Source organism: Hymenobacter ginkgonis (assembly GCF_009755225.1).
GTDB lineage: Bacteria > Bacteroidota > Bacteroidia > Cytophagales > Hymenobacteraceae > Hymenobacter > Hymenobacter ginkgonis.
The window spans coordinates 51196-67635 of the sequence record NZ_WQKZ01000003.1 but is presented as its reverse complement, the minus strand read 5'-3'; the positions used below and the strand labels follow the sequence as shown (position 1 = coordinate 67635).

The following is a 16440-nucleotide window of genomic DNA, read 5'->3' as shown; positions in this document are numbered from 1 at the left end:
AGGATTTTAGTTACCTATACGTCGAGGCAGCAGCACATCCAGCATAAAAGCGGCCTAGACGTGAACAGCATCTGACACGGTGCTTTCTTGCGTTGCTACTATTTTTTGTGCCACTACCGGCTTGGTTTTTCGGAAACGGGCATTCAGTTGGGCCCGCACTTCTTCGGTAGCCAGCCCCCATACACCCTGTAAGTTGACGGGCACGAAGCGACGCAGCACCACATAGCCGTAGATAGTGCTAACTACGAGCGTAAACGTCGAAGCCCAGGCAGCACCGTACACGCTGTGCGTCAGCCGAATGCAGACCACGTCGGCTACTACGTTTGTGCCCAGCGCTAGCAGCACCTTCAGCAGGTTCAGCTGCGGCTTACCGATAATGTCGAGGGTAACGCCCAGAAATCGTTCCAGTGGAAAAAGCAGCGAGCACACTATCATGATGCGGTAGATGTTGGCGGCTTCGGTGTGCACATATTTCCCCCCGCCAATTAGCCCCACCATTACATTAGCAAACACCAGCACCCCTATCATGATAGGAATGAAGAGTAGCGTTAGGAACCCGGAATACTTCTTCAGAATATCTACCACTTCATTGTCGCGCTGCTGGTTGACAGCGGCCGACATACTGGGCATAGCCGTGGCTAAACCGCTGCGCAGCGGAATCTCGATTACTTCCAGCAATCGCTGCGGCAAATTATACACCGCCAGCGCCGCGGGCCCCAGCATAAACTTGATAATAAAGGTGTCGGAGCTACGCAGCAGGTTGGAACATAAAAAAGTGCCGAAGCTGTATTTACCGAAGTGAAAAATCTCTCGGATTACGCTGCTTGTGCGGTTTTTTAGAGCGGCCAAGCGAGCCCAGCCGGCACCTACTGCTACGGTGCTAGTAAGTAGCGAACTAGCAATGAAGGCGCAGATGATATGCGTCAGCGTAACGTCGTGCAGCAGGTATAGGGCAAATACCAGGATGATAAACGACCCCTGATTGAGCAGCCGGATGTAGAGTATCCGGTCGAAGCGCTCTTCAGCTTGTAGTATCCAGATGCTCACGTTGAAGGGCAGCGTCACGGCCAGGCTTAGGCCAAACCACTTTAGCAGAATTAATACCCCCGAGTCGGTGAAATAGCTGGCAAATAGCAAGCACACCAAGTTAATCACCAGAAATAGGCCCGTTATAACCAAGCCAATGTACCAGGCCGAGCCAGCTACGCTTAGGCGGCGGGCCTCGTCGGCCCCAGCATAAAATTTAATAACGGCCGTTTGCAGCAAGCCCGTTCGAAAAGTATCAAGCAGCAGAAAGGCGAATTGGAAAAATATCCAGTTGCCCGTATCCGCCTCCGACATAAAACGATATAGTATACTGTACGTCAGCACACTAAATACCGCCATAACCCCATTGCCTGTCAAGGACAGGAAATGCCGGTTTCGCAGAATCGCCCTCATATCGAAACCACTAAAGATGCTTCATTTTCGGGGCTGGCGGATTGCCGCCGCTGCGCTGTGCGCTGCCGGTCGGCCCGGCGTTGCGCATAGAAATCTAACACCGCTTGGTAAATCTTCGCCACGCTATTTTCCCAGGTGTGCGTAGCGGCAAAATCTCGGCGCTGCTGCTGCCAATTGGGGCCGGTTTGCGTCAGCGCCAAGGCAATCAAGTGCACATAATCTTCTTTGTTATCGGCTAAATACACGTATTCCTCGAAGCTGCTCATCGCCTCGGTGCGGGTGGCAACCACGGGCTTGCCTAGCGCCAGGTATTCGTCTACTTTGCGGGGATAATTACCGATGGTAAGTAAGTTCAGGCGTTGGGGGTTCAGGCACACATCGAAGTGCCGTACGTAGGCCGGCAATTCGCCCGGCGCTTTCATGCCTAAGAAGTGCACGTTGGGAAGGCTATGCAACTGGCTGTTCGTGAACTCTTCATCCTCAGGCCCAATCAAGACAATGCTCCAATCGGGCCGCTGTTCGCTGAGGTAGCGCAGCACTTCTAGGTCGAGGCGCGAACTAACGAGCGCCCCCACGTAGCCAATAAGGGGGCCCGTGATTCGCTGCAAATCAGTTGGGCAAGGGGCGTCCTGCGCTTCCTGCGCCAAAGTCAGGTCGCAGCCTTGGCCTACATCGTACCCACGCGGGTTGTAGAGTTTGCAATAAGTAGCGAGGTAGCTCGAATTGGCTACGCACACATCGCTTTTGGCAATGAGTTGTGGCTCGAGCTGCTCGCCGTGCTTTTTCCAATAGCCGCCAGCCAAAATAAAATCGCGCGAGTAATAAATACTTACGTCAGGGCTCAGCAGTTCTTTCAAATGAAAGCTGCGGAAAATATCGTTGTCGTTAAATAAGATGACGTTCGTGAAATTCAGCTTTTCAATTGCCTTTTGGATGGACTTAGCAAACCGCCGGTTATTGAGCTTATTGAGCATGGAGTAGAGGCCAGAAGCAGGCAGCCAGTTGATGGACTCTACTATCTCGCCTGGGTTTACTACCCACAGGTTATTGCTTATCAGCTCGATGCCGTCGGTTTCACCACGTATTACGCGCAGGCGGCTTTGCACCGCGGCAGTGCGGCGGTGCCGCAGCAGGGTATTGCGGTCGAGGGGCGAATTGACGTAAAGTACCCGATTGTTGCGGCTGAATTCGAGGGCGATATCCTTGCAGTTGCTGCCTAGTTGAGTATCCCAGGGCTGCTGACCTACCACGACAATGTCGCGGCCTGAAAGTAGAGATGCCATAGTACGTGTAGTGAATTAATTATGAGGGAGCCGCGCTTCCTTACGACTTATTATGGCCTAGAGCAGGGGGTAGGGCTAGCGGCGGGCGGCCACGCGGCGGGGCTGCTGCCTTATTAGAGCTTGGTCAATCAAATTGAGGATATGAGCGTCGCGCGTAACATCAAATTTTCGGGCAAAAAGCTTATGCGCTTGGGCAAGTTTGCCGAAATCATCCACGGTCAGCGTTTTTGGGTTTGCGGCCCCTTCCGACCAGTCGATATAACGGTAGTTTTCATTAATAATGCTGGCTTTGAAGGGCGAGTTCATCAGAATAGTGGCCACTAAGAATTCGTCAGAACCCCAGGTAAACAAGCTAAAAATGCGCAGCTTAGAATGCCTATCTATAAAATCGACGAGGTAAGCTGCGCATTCAGCTGTCATAGTCCACCACGAGCCGTCGGAGCCGCCGTATAAATCATAGGGCAACGGAAACTGGCGCTTAGGCAGCAGGCTATTCAGGATGTTTTGCAAGATATACTGGCCCCTGAATTTGAAGTAAGTAGTGTGATACTGCTCGATGCGGGTGCGCGCGTGCTGCCACCAAGCCGAATCCTCTCCCTCAAACGACAGGAAGGAATATCCCTGGTGATTCGCCAAAAACTGGTAAATAGTTTCGGCTGGTTTAATGGGGTAGTCTTGCCCGCTTAGCAGGTTAATAAAATCGTATTTAATGCCACTCAACAAAATGTCGCGTACGCATTCAAAAATGGCGCTCGTGAACCGGTACGAAGCCCAGCGCATGGCAAACCGACGCTTGGTGAACTGCACGCGCGGCAAGTGAAGCAGCGAGTGATACTCGCTGATGTCCACGCTACTGTCAACGTGCACATAAAAATCGAAGCTTTCGTGCGCCAATGCGGTAAGCAAGCGGTGCACCTGCGCTGGATTTTTATGCACCATAATTAGATGAGCTACTCTCATAATGAACTACTCCTTAGCTACATTCAATCGAACATCAGAGCGGTTGCTTGCCACAGCATCAGGCCGTTTCGGACAAGGTGCTTAGCACTTCTGGTAAGCGGCTGGCTTTGGCCCAAGCTGCGGGCTGAGCTTTGCGCAGGAAGCGCCAAAAACCCATAAAAACTGCCACGTTCATCAGCGTAAAGAAAAGTGGCACTACAAAAAGCGGCTGGCTACGGCCTTGGCTAGCCGCTTGCCACTCGCGCCCGGCGGCCAAATAAAAGGCCACCTGCGCTGCGAGGGCTAACCAGTAAAAGCCCCCTACCCTCACCGCCAGCACTAGGCTCAGCAGCAGCAACATTGTCAAGGCCAACGGGGCCAGGCTCCAGCGTAGCACGCGGTGCGACACGTACAGAAAAGTTACCACGGGCTGCCGCAGCGGGTTGAGTAGCGCCGTGAGGCGGCTCATGGCTTGCCAGCCGCCCGCGCAGATGCGGATTTTGCGCTCTAGCTCGTCGGGCAATGACACTGATGGCTGCTCAGTGGCATAAGCCTTGGGCTCGTACACTACCCGATAACCTTGGTGGACAATGCGTAGCGACTGTACAAAGTCGTCCAGAATGGTGTCGGATTCGAGCGGTAGAAATAGATGTGAGCGGAAGGACACTAACTCGCCAGCAGCGCCCATCAAGCTGTAAATATTCGAATCGCAGCGCTTGAGAAAGGACTCGTACTTCCAGTAAATTCCCTCGCCGGCGCCCGAGGTGGAAGCAGTACGCTCAATCTTTTTCTCGCCCGAAACTGCGCCAACTTTTGGGTCTTGGTAGTGCTTCACCATCTCGCGCACCGCCGCCGGGTTGAGGTTGGTGTTGCAATCGGTGAAGATGACGTAGGGCGTTGTAACGAACTCCATGGCCCGGTTTTCGGCCATGGATTTGCCGCCTCGGAAGGGCGAGTGTAGGTGCTCGATGCGCGGGTGCCGCGCTAATACCTGGCCCGAGTGGTCGGTCGAGCCATCGGTGATGAAAAGCAGCTTTAGCTTATCGGCTGGGTAGTCGAGGGCCGTGCAATTCGCAATTTTAGCTTCTAAGATGGAAGCTTCGTTGTAAGCCGGTACCACCAGCGTTACGGTAGGTTCGAAGGGTTGCAACGCCAGCGGCCGGCGCGTGCGAGCCACTATTTTGGCCCACAGCCATACCACTACCGCGTAGCCTAGGTAAGTGTACCCAACTATAGCCGCCGCCGACCAAAATAAGTAGATAAAATAACTCATACGCAAGCAAGAATTAAATGCGACTTTTGCGGGCTTTTAAGCCACTTAAAATACCAAGTACGAGGCACAGCACAACGGGCACCGTAATTATTTCGAAAGGCATATCGGGCGTTAGTTTTTAACTGGCACAATGGGGTGATGCGCCCGGTGGGGGGTAGCCAAAAAGGAAGTCTTCGTTTGGTTTATCCGAAACATAGCCAAGCACATACACCAGATGGCGTAGGGCAATCGAACCAATGCCGCCAGCAATTGGCGGTTGTAGAGCCGGGCGGGCAACGCAATGCCCAGAGCTGCTGCTAGCAGCACTAGCAGCCCCGCCCAAAATGCCACGGATGGCCCAAAGGGCAGTACCAACGACAGCAGAAAAAACACGCCCAAAATGCCCATAAGTAGGCTGCGGGGCACCAAAAAAGTCTGCAGTGATTTATGAAAAAACTCGATGTTGCCGTGGCGGACTAATTGCCTTACCCCTTCGGCGGCGTACTTCTTTAGAAACTCGTATTGCGAAGCCAGCCAGCGCGTGCGCTGCTGGGTGAAAACCTGCGCATTCTCAATCTTTTCGTCGTAGACGTACATATCGCTGAGGTAAGCGATTTTTTGCTGGTCGCGGGCGATGCGGAAGTCTAGTTCTTTGTCTTCGCCTACCGTTTCGCCAATGCCGGTGAGCAGCCGCCGCAAATAGCCGTAGTCGAACGCCATACCCGACCCAATGAGCGCGGCCGACAGCCCAATGGCTGCCGGACCTTGCCGGTAGATGTGGTTGTTAATCTCTTCGTTACAAGCATCTAGCAAAGCGAATGCTGTACCCTTATTTTTGGCCGTGCGATGGGCCTGTACGACCCGATAACCCGCCGCAAAAGCGGTGTTGATACGGTTGAGGCAGCCTTGGCCCATAATGTTGTCGGCATCGAGTACCACCGCTACATCAAAGGCGTTGGAGGGTAGCACCGACAGCGCGTGCAGCAGCGCTTTGCCTTTGGTGCTGCGCTCAAAATTGACCTCTACTACCCCAGCGCCTTCACTGCGCAAGGCCTTAAGCGTCTGCGGCTGTAGCCCATCGGCCACTACAACTACGTGCGCTACCCCTTCGTATTGATGGGCGATGGCCAGGGCGGCCGTCTCCAGAATTACTTCATCGGCTTTGTAGGCCGGAATCAACACGCATATGCGCCGGGGGGGGATAGGCACGGTAGGCACTAGCTGCGGCAGCTTGCGGTGGCCTACTAGGGCAAAAAACAGCAGGTAGATACAATTCAGCAGCAAAAATGCGCCGATTGCATCGAGTAAATACGTGATTATTATAGAGAAACCCATTGCCGAAAAATCAGAAAAAGCAGGGTGTAGTTTAAGTAGTGGCTGGATGCTGCATATTCCAGCGTAGGCCGCGGCCGAGGGCACGCAAGTGCTGCCACTCGCGCTGCAGCGAAAACTGCACGGCTTTTTTGGGGAGAGCAGCTGCCACAAAAACCAGCGCGCTAGTCCAGCGCGACCACCCGCTAAAATTGCGGCGGATGAACAGCAACCGGTTGCGATTCATGTAGTAGGTTTTGAGCACTGAGGCTTTGCCAACCGAGGTAGATTCTTTGTGGTAAACGGTGGCTTCGGCCACGTAGTGGCAGCTGTAGCCGGCGCGCTTTATTATTTCGCACCAGTCAAGTTCTTCATAATAAAGAAAATACAGCTCAGGCATGTTGCCTACCCTGTCCACTACACGGCGGGGCACGAGCATGGCGGCGCCGTCGGCAAGTTGGGTCGGCCGCGAGTGATTGTGTTGGCCGTGGTCGGGTTCGAGGTTGCCGATGGTGATGCTACGGCCGGTCCAGGTGTTGATGCCGTGCGAGCCGGCATACTGAATCAAATCATCAGTGCCGTAATATATGATTTTGGGCGACGCGATGCCAGCCTTTGGATTCTGCTGAAATAATTGCACCAGCGGCTCTAAAAAATCGGGGGCTACTTCGGTGTCGTTATTCAGGAAAAGTAAGTACTCGCCTTTAGCCTGCGCAATACCTAGGTTGTTGCCGCCCGCAAAACCCACGTTTTTAGTAGATTTAAGCAGCGTGACTTGCGGAAAGCGCTCGGCAATGATGTCGGGGTTATCAGTAGGCGAGGCGTTATCTACGACAATTATTTCCAGGTTTGGGTAGGTAATGCGCTGCAGCGAAGCCACCATGGCGCAGGTAACCTCGGCCTGGTTATAATTAATAGAAATGACCGAAACTAAAGGGAGTGTCATGCGTGCTAATACCTAATCAAGTGGCGACACATCGAACCGGGGGCTCATGAATACAAAGGCCCAAGAGAAATACACAATTATTGCCGAGGGCATGAAATTGATAACTTCGTTGCCGTAGCTGCAAAACAGGCTACCCGCCACGCCGGCGGTGAGCGCTATAAGCTTAGTGCGCAGTACTGGGTCGCGCGTGTTCCAGACGATACCGCAGCACTTGCCCAGAATGTAGAGCATGATACCCAGCCAGATAACAAATCCAACTACGCCATACATGGCCCAAACCTTCACCCAATAACTATCGGGTGGCACTGTGGACAGGAATTTATCGGAGTTGTACTTAATTCCCGAATTACCAATTACCCCTACCCCCCCGCCAAGCGGCCGGCTGCTGAGATAGTCGCGCAGCACCAGCTGGTTGTGGAGGCGCACGTTCAGCGAAGGGTCGTTGGGGTCGAGAGCCGTGCGCATGCGGTAGATGTTGTAATTATCATCACCGATGTGCGTGTATTTCAACACACCAAAACCAGCCAGCGTCAGCATCGAACCAAATACGAAAGCCTTGATATTTTTGCTGATAATCAGCGCCACGGCAATGCCCGATATGAGCGCAAACAGTGCTCCGCGCGTACCCGAAACGAACATACCAACTATGAGCAGCACCGCGGCACTAAGCAGTAGTACGCGTTTCCAGGGCTTGAAAGGACCGAGCGCTAAAATGAGCGCGACTAGGGCAATGTGCGCCTGCGAAGCGCCGAACTGGCCGGCATCGCTATAGAAAGAAAACACCCGCAGCTTGCCCCACAGCATGTGGGTTTTGGCATTTTCGTTGAGGTAAATTTGCTCGCCCGGCGACAAGCCGATGTAGAGTTGCTTGAGGCCATTGAGCGTGCCCAACACCGATAGCCCAATGATGAGGTAAAGAAACAGGTTCAGGTCCTTCTTCTGATTGAAAATCAGCATGACCAGTGGCACAGTCAGAAACCAGTACAGCGAAGCACTGCGAAACTCCTGAAACCAGCCCGCGAAACTGACACTCGCCGGATTGCCCAGCTCCAAGATGTTGATAACGAACCACGCCAGTGCTAAGAAACACAGGTCGTTCTGCAGGTTATGCCAATCGTAGCGCTCATTGTTGAATGCCACAGCTACCCAGGTTAACAGCAGCAACCCATCCACGGCCAGGCCTACGGGCAGGTTACCGGGTATTTCGCGGGCCAGCACAAACAGCAGAAAGCAATAGGACAAAAGCGCTATAACGCCCACGCGGGGCTCATAGAAAAGCGCAATGACTAGTGGGCCGCCCAGTGCTACTACTATCAACAGGCCTGGCACTAGTATTCCCTGGTTCACAGTTAGCCAGCCTACTACTAGAGCCAGCAACATTCCCAGCGCTAAGGCCAGGCCCCGAAAACGGGTTTCAAACGAGGGAATTAACTGGTTCACGCGTGGGTAATGGATAGAAGCTCACAGAGCTTCCCGCCCTAGTTGAGCAAGGCGGGGGCAGGGTGCGCCGGCAGGGCCGGGTTGTAAGAAGGAGCGTTGGGGCGGACGCGGCTGCCAATAAAATCTATCACATATTCAGGCAACACGCCGTTGAGCACTAGCTCGATAGGAGCTTTAGTAACCTTTTGAATATTCGTGAAAACCGTGCGGTCGGCTTCGTGCCAAGCCCGCTCAGCGCGCACAGCCACCAATATCAAATCCAGGTCTTGCAGCAGCGATACTGGATAGGTGGTTTCGAGCAGGGCCGGAAACTCAATGATGACTACCTCATCCGGATAAAGGTCTTTGCCGGTTAAGTCGGTGATGACTACCCCCTGCGCCAGACCTTGCAGCGGCGAGTAGAACATGGTGTCGTCGTTGGGAATAATCTGGAAGGTATGGTCATCCGGAAACATGCTCAGCGTGCGAATGCCCATGTCGTTCAGGCTAGCTGCTAAGTTGCAGGCTATGCTGGTTTTGCCTTCCGTGCTTTGGCTGCTCAGCACCCCAATAGTGTAGGGTTTGAGGGCGTTCTTTTTCTCGTGAAACCGCAGAAGCAGCTGGCGAGCCAAGTGGTCTTCGGCCTGCTTCACTAGTAGCTGCTGAGGGGGGGTAGGGTTGGGCACTTTGGGCACCACTCCTGCCACCGGAAACGAGGTGGTTTTGGTAGCCTGAGCCGGGTATTGCAGCGAGGTATCGAGCAGGCCCGTAGCAACCACGCCAGCACCCGTCAGCAGAAATGCCCCGATGAAACCACCGAGCAGCAGCAATATCGTTTTAGAGCCAGTAGGGTCGACGGGCAGGTAGGGCGGGTCAACTACGTGCAGCTGCGAGGCCAGCACCCCGTTTTGCTGCGATAGCTTGCTCTGCTTCAAGCCCTCCATTTGCGAGAGGTATTCCTTCTCCGCCACTTCCACCTCGCGACGAATCTTGCGTACCTCTGCACTTAGTGGTACTAGCTGGTTGTACTCGCTGGCAGCTTCTGCTTTTTGGCGGCGCATCAGGCTGAGCTGGCTTTTGAGGTCGGCAGCAGCTAGGGTTCCTTTAGAATAATCGTTCAGTAGGCCTTTTACCTCCACTCCTTTTGTAGAGTGCGTTAGGTTGTAGTTGCCTTCTGCTGCTGCATCTAGCTTTTGGTTCACCTGAGCTATTTCTTGATTGACAGCAGTCAACCGCGCTTCGGTGCTTGGCGTATGCTCGGTGCTGTTCATAATTTCCAGCTCCGAAGCTTGGGCATTAAGTGCCCCTAGCTTGTTGCGTAGGCGAATAAACTCTGCGTTATTTCCTTTAATATCGCCCCTGCCATCCAAGGTACTTTCCACCGACTTGAGGGTTGAAGTAGTACCTGCGTACTGCATCTCTAGCTGGTTAAGCTTGTCGGAGGCAGCCTGGCGCTCGTCGGTTGAGGAAATCAGTTGCTTATCATAGTCGGCGATGTTGTGCTTCTGTTGGAAAGCCAGCAAGCGCTGCTCGGCTACCTGCAGGCGGTCGTAAGCCTTTTTAGCCGCATCATTGAAGTACCCAATTACCGATTCGTTTTGCCCCGTAAACAATTCCTTGTGCTTACGAATGGCTACGTCGGTCAAAATTTCCAGCGTTTTTTGGCACAGCACCGGGTTTTTGGCCGTATAATCAATTTGCACCAAATCGCTGTCTTTCAAGCGCATTGCCGAAATATTATAGAGCGCAGTCGTCGAAAAAAGCGGGTCTTTCGAATTGACGAGCTTATAGAGCGCGTTCGTGTTGTTAGTCTTGTAATATGCAATTAGCCGGGCAGTGGTTTCTTCCAGCGTGCGGCCCGTTAGGCTAGCCTTAAGCGCCGGCGTTAGCAGTTGGTCGAAGGGGGTAGTCTTAGGCTTAAGCACCTTGCGGGTGGCCTGGGTCAGCATCCCTTCCGACTGCTGCGCAGCGAGTGGGCTAGCAGGCGCATTCACATCTGCCATTAGGCGCCAGGCCAGCAGGCGCAGGCATACTTCGTCACGGGTATCGCGCGAATTGATAAGCGAAATCAGGTTGTCGAAGGCCGTAGCGGTGGCGCTCCAGTTGCTGCCGCTACCATTGTTGCCACCCTCGATTTTATAACCCGAGGCGATACCGGTATAAATCACGGTATCCGACATGTATTTCTTGTCCTGGAACCGGGAAAAGAAATAAATTGAAGCCGCCGTGGTTATAGGTATTAGCAAGAGAAGAGGCCAATGCCGAAGCAGTCGCCGCACGATTTCTTTTCCGGTCATTTCCCGAGCATTAAGTTGTTAATGGGCATTCCTATCAGGTCTTCCAGTAGCAACTGCGACGTCTGATATTTATTCAGCGCTTCTTCGTGGGCCAGTAGGGCCTTACCATAGAAGTCCATGGCAGCCATCTGCTCATCAACCTGAATCTCACCTTCTTTAAAGCGCTTATCCGCAATTTTCCGGCTGATACTAGCCGATTGCAGCGCATCCTGGTAATGTTGCAGCATGGCCTTGGCCAGCGTTAGCTGCTGGTATTGCAAAATGACCGTCTGGCGAATTTCGCTTTCCTTGGCCTTGCGTTGCCCCGCTACTTGGTTCAGCACCAGTTCTTGCCGCTGAATGGTGGCGCGGCGCCCAAACAGCACATCGAACGGTGCCACTACATTGAAGCCCGTCGAATATTGAGCCCGTGCCCCCAAGTTAAACGGATTTACCTGGTAGGTTGGGGTGCTACTAGTTTCAGCTGTAGCAAAATAGGGCAGCGTGCCATAGTTGTAGCTAGTAGTAACAGCTAGCATGTTAAGCGACCGCTTCTTAGCTAGCTTCACATCAACGTTGGCCACATCGCGGGTGGCATCCAAACGCTCTATCTCGCCCGAGTGCGCAATTGCTGCTTCATAGAGCCGCGGTAGCACCGTTTCGGGTGAGCTAAAAAAAGTCTGAAGCGCACTTTCGTTGCGCCCACTGGTGGTCTGCCCCCAAACCGGGCTTGTAAACGCTACTAAAACAGAAAATAGCAAGTATTTCATTACACATTTTCTTGTTGAAAAAGCGCTGGTACCGTTCGCAGCAATATGCCTAAATCCTTTTTAAGGGAATAATTGCGGGCATATTCTACGTCTAGGGCTTTGCGCTCGTCTTCCGACATCCCCGCTTTACCACCTTTACCGCGCTTGCTTACCTGCCATAGGCCAGTGATGCCAGCCGGCGCCAAGAAACGGGCGGCGAACTGGTCAGTCGTCAGCCGCTCAGCTTCATAGAGGGGTAGAGGCCTGTTGCCCACAATCGACATATCACCGCGCAATACATTGAATAGTTGCGGCAACTCATCAATGCTGGTGTTGCGCAAGAAGGAACCGATGCGCGTAATACGCGGGTCGTTCACAATCTTGATAAAGGCTGCGTTGCCAGTAGCTTTTTGCTGCTGGCGGTGGTATTTTTCACACACCTTATTTCCCTGCTTATCAATAAGTTGTGCTTGGCACGTTTGGCCACAGGCGCAAGTGCCACTGGCAGCTTGCATTGCACCGGCGGCAGCACTTGTGCTAGCCTGGTATTGATTCAGGTTTTTCATCGACGCCAACATCTGGTCGGCGTCGGGACGCATCGAACGAAACTTCCAGAACCGGAAAATGCGGTAGCCATTGCCTACCCGGTACGAATAGTAGAATACCGGCCCGCCCGACTCTAGCTTGATAAGTAGCGCTACCAGGGCAAATAAAGGCAGCAGCAACAGTAAGCCCACAAGTGCCAGCACAAAGTCGAAAAGGCGCTTGCTCAGAGGCATAGGCGCCGATATTGCTACTGGACGGGCACTAGCAAGGGAACGCTCACTACGCCGAGGCAACCAATTGGGCTGAATACCGCGCAGGGGGTAAAAGTTGTTTACAAATGCTTGCATAACAATGAGTTGAAAATGAAAAGGAATGTTCCCGCTTAGGCTTAACCTAAGGGGTAGGGACAACCGCACATTACACGCCTACGCGCCCTAAAACCTTCTGTATTCTGATTTCCAACTCTTCGGGGTTGAAAGGCTTAACCACGTAATCATCAGCACCTTGTTTGAGGCACAAGATTTTCTTACTGGTTTCATCAGTGCCCGAAAGAATGAGCAACGGAGTATTTTCGTGACTTGGTGAGGCGCGTAGCTCCCGAATAAAATCGAGGCCATTCATAAACGGCATCTCATAGTCGGCCACGATGGCATCCACCATATTGCCTTGTCGCAGCCAAGCAATTGCCTCTTGGCCATTAGAAGTAAGTATTACTTCGTATTCGCCAGAAAAATAGTGTTCTAAAATGAGCTGAATAGCCGGCTCATCGTCAATTACCAACAAGGTCTTTTTAAGCGTGAACATAGGCTTTTGGTTGTAAAATTTAACCGAATTAGAGCGGGAGGTCACTGAGCAGCACTACTGCGCAATAGGCCATTTAGTGAGTACAGAACGAGTGGGAATATATTTACTTAACGTAGTAATTATCTTCTATTAAGCTAAAATAAATGCAAGGATTTTGGGGCCGTAAAATTCAATTTCGTTTCCTCAACTGTGCGGCATTCCCCATACAGCAACTTGCCAAAAAGCAAATGCATGTTTTTTGTTTTTTACCAATAGTAGAGACGCTAAATAATGCTGGGTGGGAAGGCAGCAATAGCGCAGAGCAACTCAACTGAAAATAGCTTTGACCAAAAACGCGGCCTTTGCAACAAGCTACTCTTCTATCGAGGCAGGGATTTGTCAGTCAAGCAACAACCTGCACAAGATACGTAGAATAGGCAGTTGCTGGTTTTAAAAAAGGTCAAAAAAATCAACTATTAATACAAAGAAAATATTACTGGCTTCAGTATATGTTTAATAATCAAGGAAGAACTGGATTAAACTGATGTGATTTTAAATTGCCTGAATTGTTAACCTGGTCAGTTTTCTTCTCTTTGCTATACTATATACTCTGTAATAATCAAGCAGCGGTTGCCAGTTGCGTTTTAAAAATTTCGGTTGTTTCAATAGTTGATAATCGCAGAAAATGGAGCAAAGTAGTTAAGCTGTTGCTAGTAGGATTATTTTTTAACACAGCTTCTATTTTCTTTAATTGCTGCCCAGCTTCTTCCATTTGCATGCTTCCATAGGTCGTCTTCAAACTGTGCACTATTAAGCGAGCAGCTACCCAATCTTGGCGCGCAACAGTAGCCTCCAGTTGCCCTAGCCGCAGCGGTACTGTTTCAACAAATAGCCGCTGCATTTTGCTGATGAAGCCGGCATCGTGGGCGAGCTTACCTAAGCTGGCAAATCCGTACTGTGGGGTCTTGGAGGGGGTAGGCGTAAGGTGGCGGCCGGAGTGGGTAGCCACCGCTTGGTGCAGTTGTTCTTCGGTATAGGGTTTTTCGAGCCAGCTCGTAAATAAGGTAGCTGCGAAAAACTCCCCCTCTCCTACCCCTGCTTCGGCCGTGAGGGCGATGACAGGCGTATTTTGGTTAGGACCAGGTTGGTGGCGCAGGCTAGCCGTAGCTTCTATCCCCGTCAACTGAGGAAGGTGTACGTCCATCAAAATCAGGTCGTAGGGCTTGGCTTGGGCCAGTGCCAGCGCCTGCTCGCCCGTGGTGGCTACTTCTACGGCTACCTGCCAGGTTTGGAGCAGGGTAGTTGCTAGCAAAGCCCCCACTTCGTTGTCTTCTACCAGCAGCACGCGCAGGCCTTGCAGCAGCCCTGGCACAATCGGCGGTACAGCCGGAGTAGCCGGGCTTGCCAGGCTCATGCGGTAAGGTAGCCGAAAGTAGAATTGGCTGCCCTGGCCTACTTCGCTTTCCAACCAGATGCGCCCACCGTGCTGCTCTACCAAGCCTTTGCAAATAGCTAGCCCCAGGCCAGTGCCCCCGTAATGTTGGGCTATGTCATCGTTAGCTTGCTCGTGGCGCTTAAACACCTGCGTTAGTTTATCCACGCTGATACCGATGCCCGTATCCGCCACGCAGAGTTGCAGTTGCACGTGGCCTGTTTGGCCAGCAGTCACGCTTAGCGTAACAGTAATGTGCCCAACGGCCGTAAACTTGATAGCATTACCCACCAGATTGACTACCAGCTGTCTCAGTTGGCTGGCATTACCCACAACAAGGGGCAAAGAGGGAGTAGGCGGTAGTTCCAGCCGGAGGTCTAGACCCTTGGCTTGCGCGGCAAAAAACATGGATTGCACCGCCTGCTGCACCGTAGCTGCTGCATCAAACGCTGCATCGGCGGGGGCAGTACGGCCAGCCTGCAAAGCATTGGTGGTAATACCCAACAAGTTTTCGGCATTCGCCAGCAGGGCATCGAGGTAAGCCGAATTCTCGGGGCCTTTGCGCAACAGCTGCGCCAGCCCCATGATAGCGTGCAGGGGCGTTTTGATTTCGTGGCTTAAGTCGGCTAGTAGGTCGGGCGTTGCGGCCTCATTGGACGCCGCCACCACAATACTCCCCAGCAAGCACGTAGCCTGGCCTTGCGCATTGCCTAAAAATACGGTGTGCTGTAGCTTAGCTCGCTGCCACTCGCCAGCCGCGGTGCGCAACCGCACTGTGTGCTGCGTGCTGGTGCCAATGGGCGTTGCGTGTTGCTGCGTACTAGCAAAATAGTATTGTAGCGTGGCCTTGTCGTGCGGGTGCAGCAACGCTTCCAGCACACGTGGTTTGAGCAGCCGTAGCGCCGCCGGTGTATAACCCAAGGCCTGAGCCAGCTGATTATTGAGAAAAGCCTCGGTACCCGTGGTCAGGTTATGAAAATAAATCGCGGCTGGTACAGCCTCAGCCAACCGCATCAGTACGGCTTGCCGCCGTGCCAGCTGGCGCCGCAGAGCCAGCCGTAAGCGGCCCTCTTCCCGCAGGCGCCGCTCTAGCTGCCCCACTTTCGCCCGCAGGGCAACCAGTTCGTCAGCAGCGCGCACTCGCGGAGGCGTAACCTCAGAGTTGCTGTAGAAATCCATGCTGCGTTACTTGTTTAGGAAGGGTACAGGCAGCCCACGCAGAGCTGGCGGTACTCAAAATAATTTCTTGCTTGTCCAGCGCTGCCATTGGCCGCGCGGGGCTGGGGGTGCTACCCCCTCAAGACCAGGCACGGAGCACCGGGCAAGAAATCAAGCAGCGCCGTAGAAAGCACTAGCTTGCAAGTGGCAGGAAGGTTGAAAGAATAGTTATTTTTCATAGCAGAAGAGGTAGATGTGTAGGCAAACGTTCAGTAGCCCCCTTTCAGAAAGAGGCGCGTGAGGTTGACACTTACAAAGTTCAACAATCAACCCATGAACCATTATTCGTGAAATACGGATTTAGCCATCCTAGAATACTTAAAAAAAAGGTACGTATAATTATAAAATATGTACGTATAAATCGCGTTTCTACCTACTTTTAATTAGGTACATTTCACGTTTCTAAGCCTTTCAGTTAAATTCAATGGCGTGGTAGCATTGCCATGGGCAGCCACCTCCTTTTATAGTCTTATTGTTGTTTAGCCAGCGTTGGCTGACTGTTTAGCTTAGCTACCTAGCTGCTATTTACCCTAGACACTGGCTGAGCCAAGCGGGCATTTTGGAAGTACGCAGCTTGTGGCAGTATCTTTGCCGAATCAATTCCTCTTAGTCGAAGGATTGTTTTTATACAGAGGCGCGGAGAGACAGGCTCGATGAACCGCCGGCAACCCCCAGCCATTTGCTGGAACGGTGCCAACCGAAGGCCAAGAAACCTTACTCCTGGCTATATAAAAACAAGTTGCCGTGTGCTGCTCTAGTAACCCCCGCATTTTCAACACCCCCGCCCCTACTTTGCTGCTGGCGTGTTGTTGTATGCCCTGCCTGACCGTCTGTATGACGGGCGGC

12 protein-coding genes and 1 riboswitch are annotated in these 16440 nt (G+C 52.6%); all 12 genes read right to left on the bottom strand.

The annotated features are described in order from the left end of the window. Positions 1-54: 54 nt before the first annotated feature. Positions 55-1440: a lipopolysaccharide biosynthesis protein gene (locus GO988_RS11670; protein WP_157565567.1), complete on the bottom strand. Its 1386-nt coding sequence runs from the start codon at positions 1438-1440 to the stop codon at positions 55-57. Beyond that, entirely contained in the window at positions 1437-2723 is a 1287-nt protein-coding gene (locus tag GO988_RS11665; protein WP_157565564.1) for a glycosyltransferase, read from the bottom strand. Before GO988_RS11665 ends, GO988_RS11670 begins: the two co-directional genes overlap by 4 nt. A 75-nt stretch (positions 2724-2798) precedes the next feature. Beyond that, a complete protein-coding gene (locus GO988_RS11660) occupies positions 2799-3683 on the bottom strand; it encodes a beta-1,6-N-acetylglucosaminyltransferase (protein WP_157565561.1) in 885 nt (294 codons plus the stop codon). Positions 3684-3741: 58 nt separating this feature from the next. Then, the gene (locus GO988_RS11655; RefSeq protein ID WP_157565559.1) at positions 3742-4935 is read right to left on the bottom strand and encodes a glycosyltransferase family 2 protein; all 1194 of its coding nucleotides are present in this window, start codon (positions 4933-4935) and stop codon (positions 3742-3744) included. A gap of 111 nt (positions 4936-5046) precedes the next feature. Continuing rightward, positions 5047-6249: a glycosyltransferase gene (locus GO988_RS11650; RefSeq protein ID WP_157565557.1), complete on the bottom strand. Its 1203-nt coding sequence runs from the start codon at positions 6247-6249 to the stop codon at positions 5047-5049. Positions 6250-6280: 31 nt separating this feature from the next. Further along, on the bottom strand, positions 6281-7171 hold the full coding sequence (locus GO988_RS11645; RefSeq protein ID WP_157565555.1) for a glycosyltransferase family 2 protein: 891 nt from the start codon (positions 7169-7171) through the stop codon (positions 6281-6283). A 12-nt stretch (positions 7172-7183) separates the two neighbouring features. Continuing rightward, a complete protein-coding gene (locus GO988_RS11640; protein ID WP_198172676.1) occupies positions 7184-8611 on the bottom strand; it encodes an O-antigen ligase family protein in 1428 nt (475 codons plus the stop codon). Positions 8612-8649: 38 nt separating this feature from the next. Then, a complete protein-coding gene (locus GO988_RS11635) occupies positions 8650-10836 on the bottom strand; it encodes a GumC family protein (RefSeq protein ID WP_198172674.1) in 2187 nt (728 codons plus the stop codon). Between the two features lie 47 nt (positions 10837-10883). Continuing rightward, a complete protein-coding gene (locus GO988_RS11630; protein ID WP_198172673.1) occupies positions 10884-11522 on the bottom strand; it encodes a TolC family protein in 639 nt (212 codons plus the stop codon). 113 nt (positions 11523-11635) lie between these two features. Continuing rightward, positions 11636-12394, bottom strand: a complete 759-nt coding sequence (locus GO988_RS11625) for a sugar transferase (protein WP_157565549.1) — start codon at positions 12392-12394, stop codon at positions 11636-11638. Positions 12395-12578: 184 nt separating this feature from the next. Beyond that, positions 12579-12965 (bottom strand): response regulator transcription factor, encoded by a 387-nt coding sequence (locus GO988_RS11620; protein ID WP_157565547.1) that lies wholly within the window; start codon positions 12963-12965, stop codon positions 12579-12581. Between the two features lie 598 nt (positions 12966-13563). Beyond that, the gene (locus tag GO988_RS11615; RefSeq protein ID WP_198172670.1) at positions 13564-15516 is read right to left on the bottom strand and encodes a hybrid sensor histidine kinase/response regulator; all 1953 of its coding nucleotides are present in this window, start codon (positions 15514-15516) and stop codon (positions 13564-13566) included. Positions 15517-16215: 699 nt separating this feature from the next. Continuing rightward, positions 16216-16329: riboswitch (SAM riboswitch) on the top strand. Positions 16330-16440 lie beyond the last annotated feature (111 nt).

What these genes read in the sequence shown, in the direction of transcription:
- GO988_RS11650 (WP_157565557.1), bottom strand. Translation starts at nt 6,249, where the DNA reads ATGGGTTTCTCTATAATAATCACGTATTTACTCGATGCAATCGGCGCA.
- GO988_RS11670 (WP_157565567.1), bottom strand. Translation starts at nt 1,440, where the DNA reads ATGAGGGCGATTCTGCGAAACCGGCATTTCCTGTCCTTGACAGGCAAT.
- GO988_RS11620 (WP_157565547.1), bottom strand. Translation starts at nt 12,965, where the DNA reads ATGTTCACGCTTAAAAAGACCTTGTTGGTAATTGACGATGAGCCGGCT.
- GO988_RS11660 (WP_157565561.1), bottom strand. Translation starts at nt 3,683, where the DNA reads ATGAGAGTAGCTCATCTAATTATGGTGCATAAAAATCCAGCGCAGGTG.
- GO988_RS11625 (WP_157565549.1), bottom strand. Translation starts at nt 12,394, where the DNA reads ATGCCTCTGAGCAAGCGCCTTTTCGACTTTGTGCTGGCACTTGTGGGC.
- GO988_RS11655 (WP_157565559.1), bottom strand. Translation starts at nt 4,935, where the DNA reads ATGAGTTATTTTATCTACTTATTTTGGTCGGCGGCGGCTATAGTTGGG.
- GO988_RS11665 (WP_157565564.1), bottom strand. Translation starts at nt 2,723, where the DNA reads ATGGCATCTCTACTTTCAGGCCGCGACATTGTCGTGGTAGGTCAGCAG.
- GO988_RS11645 (WP_157565555.1), bottom strand. Translation starts at nt 7,171, where the DNA reads ATGACACTCCCTTTAGTTTCGGTCATTTCTATTAATTATAACCAGGCC.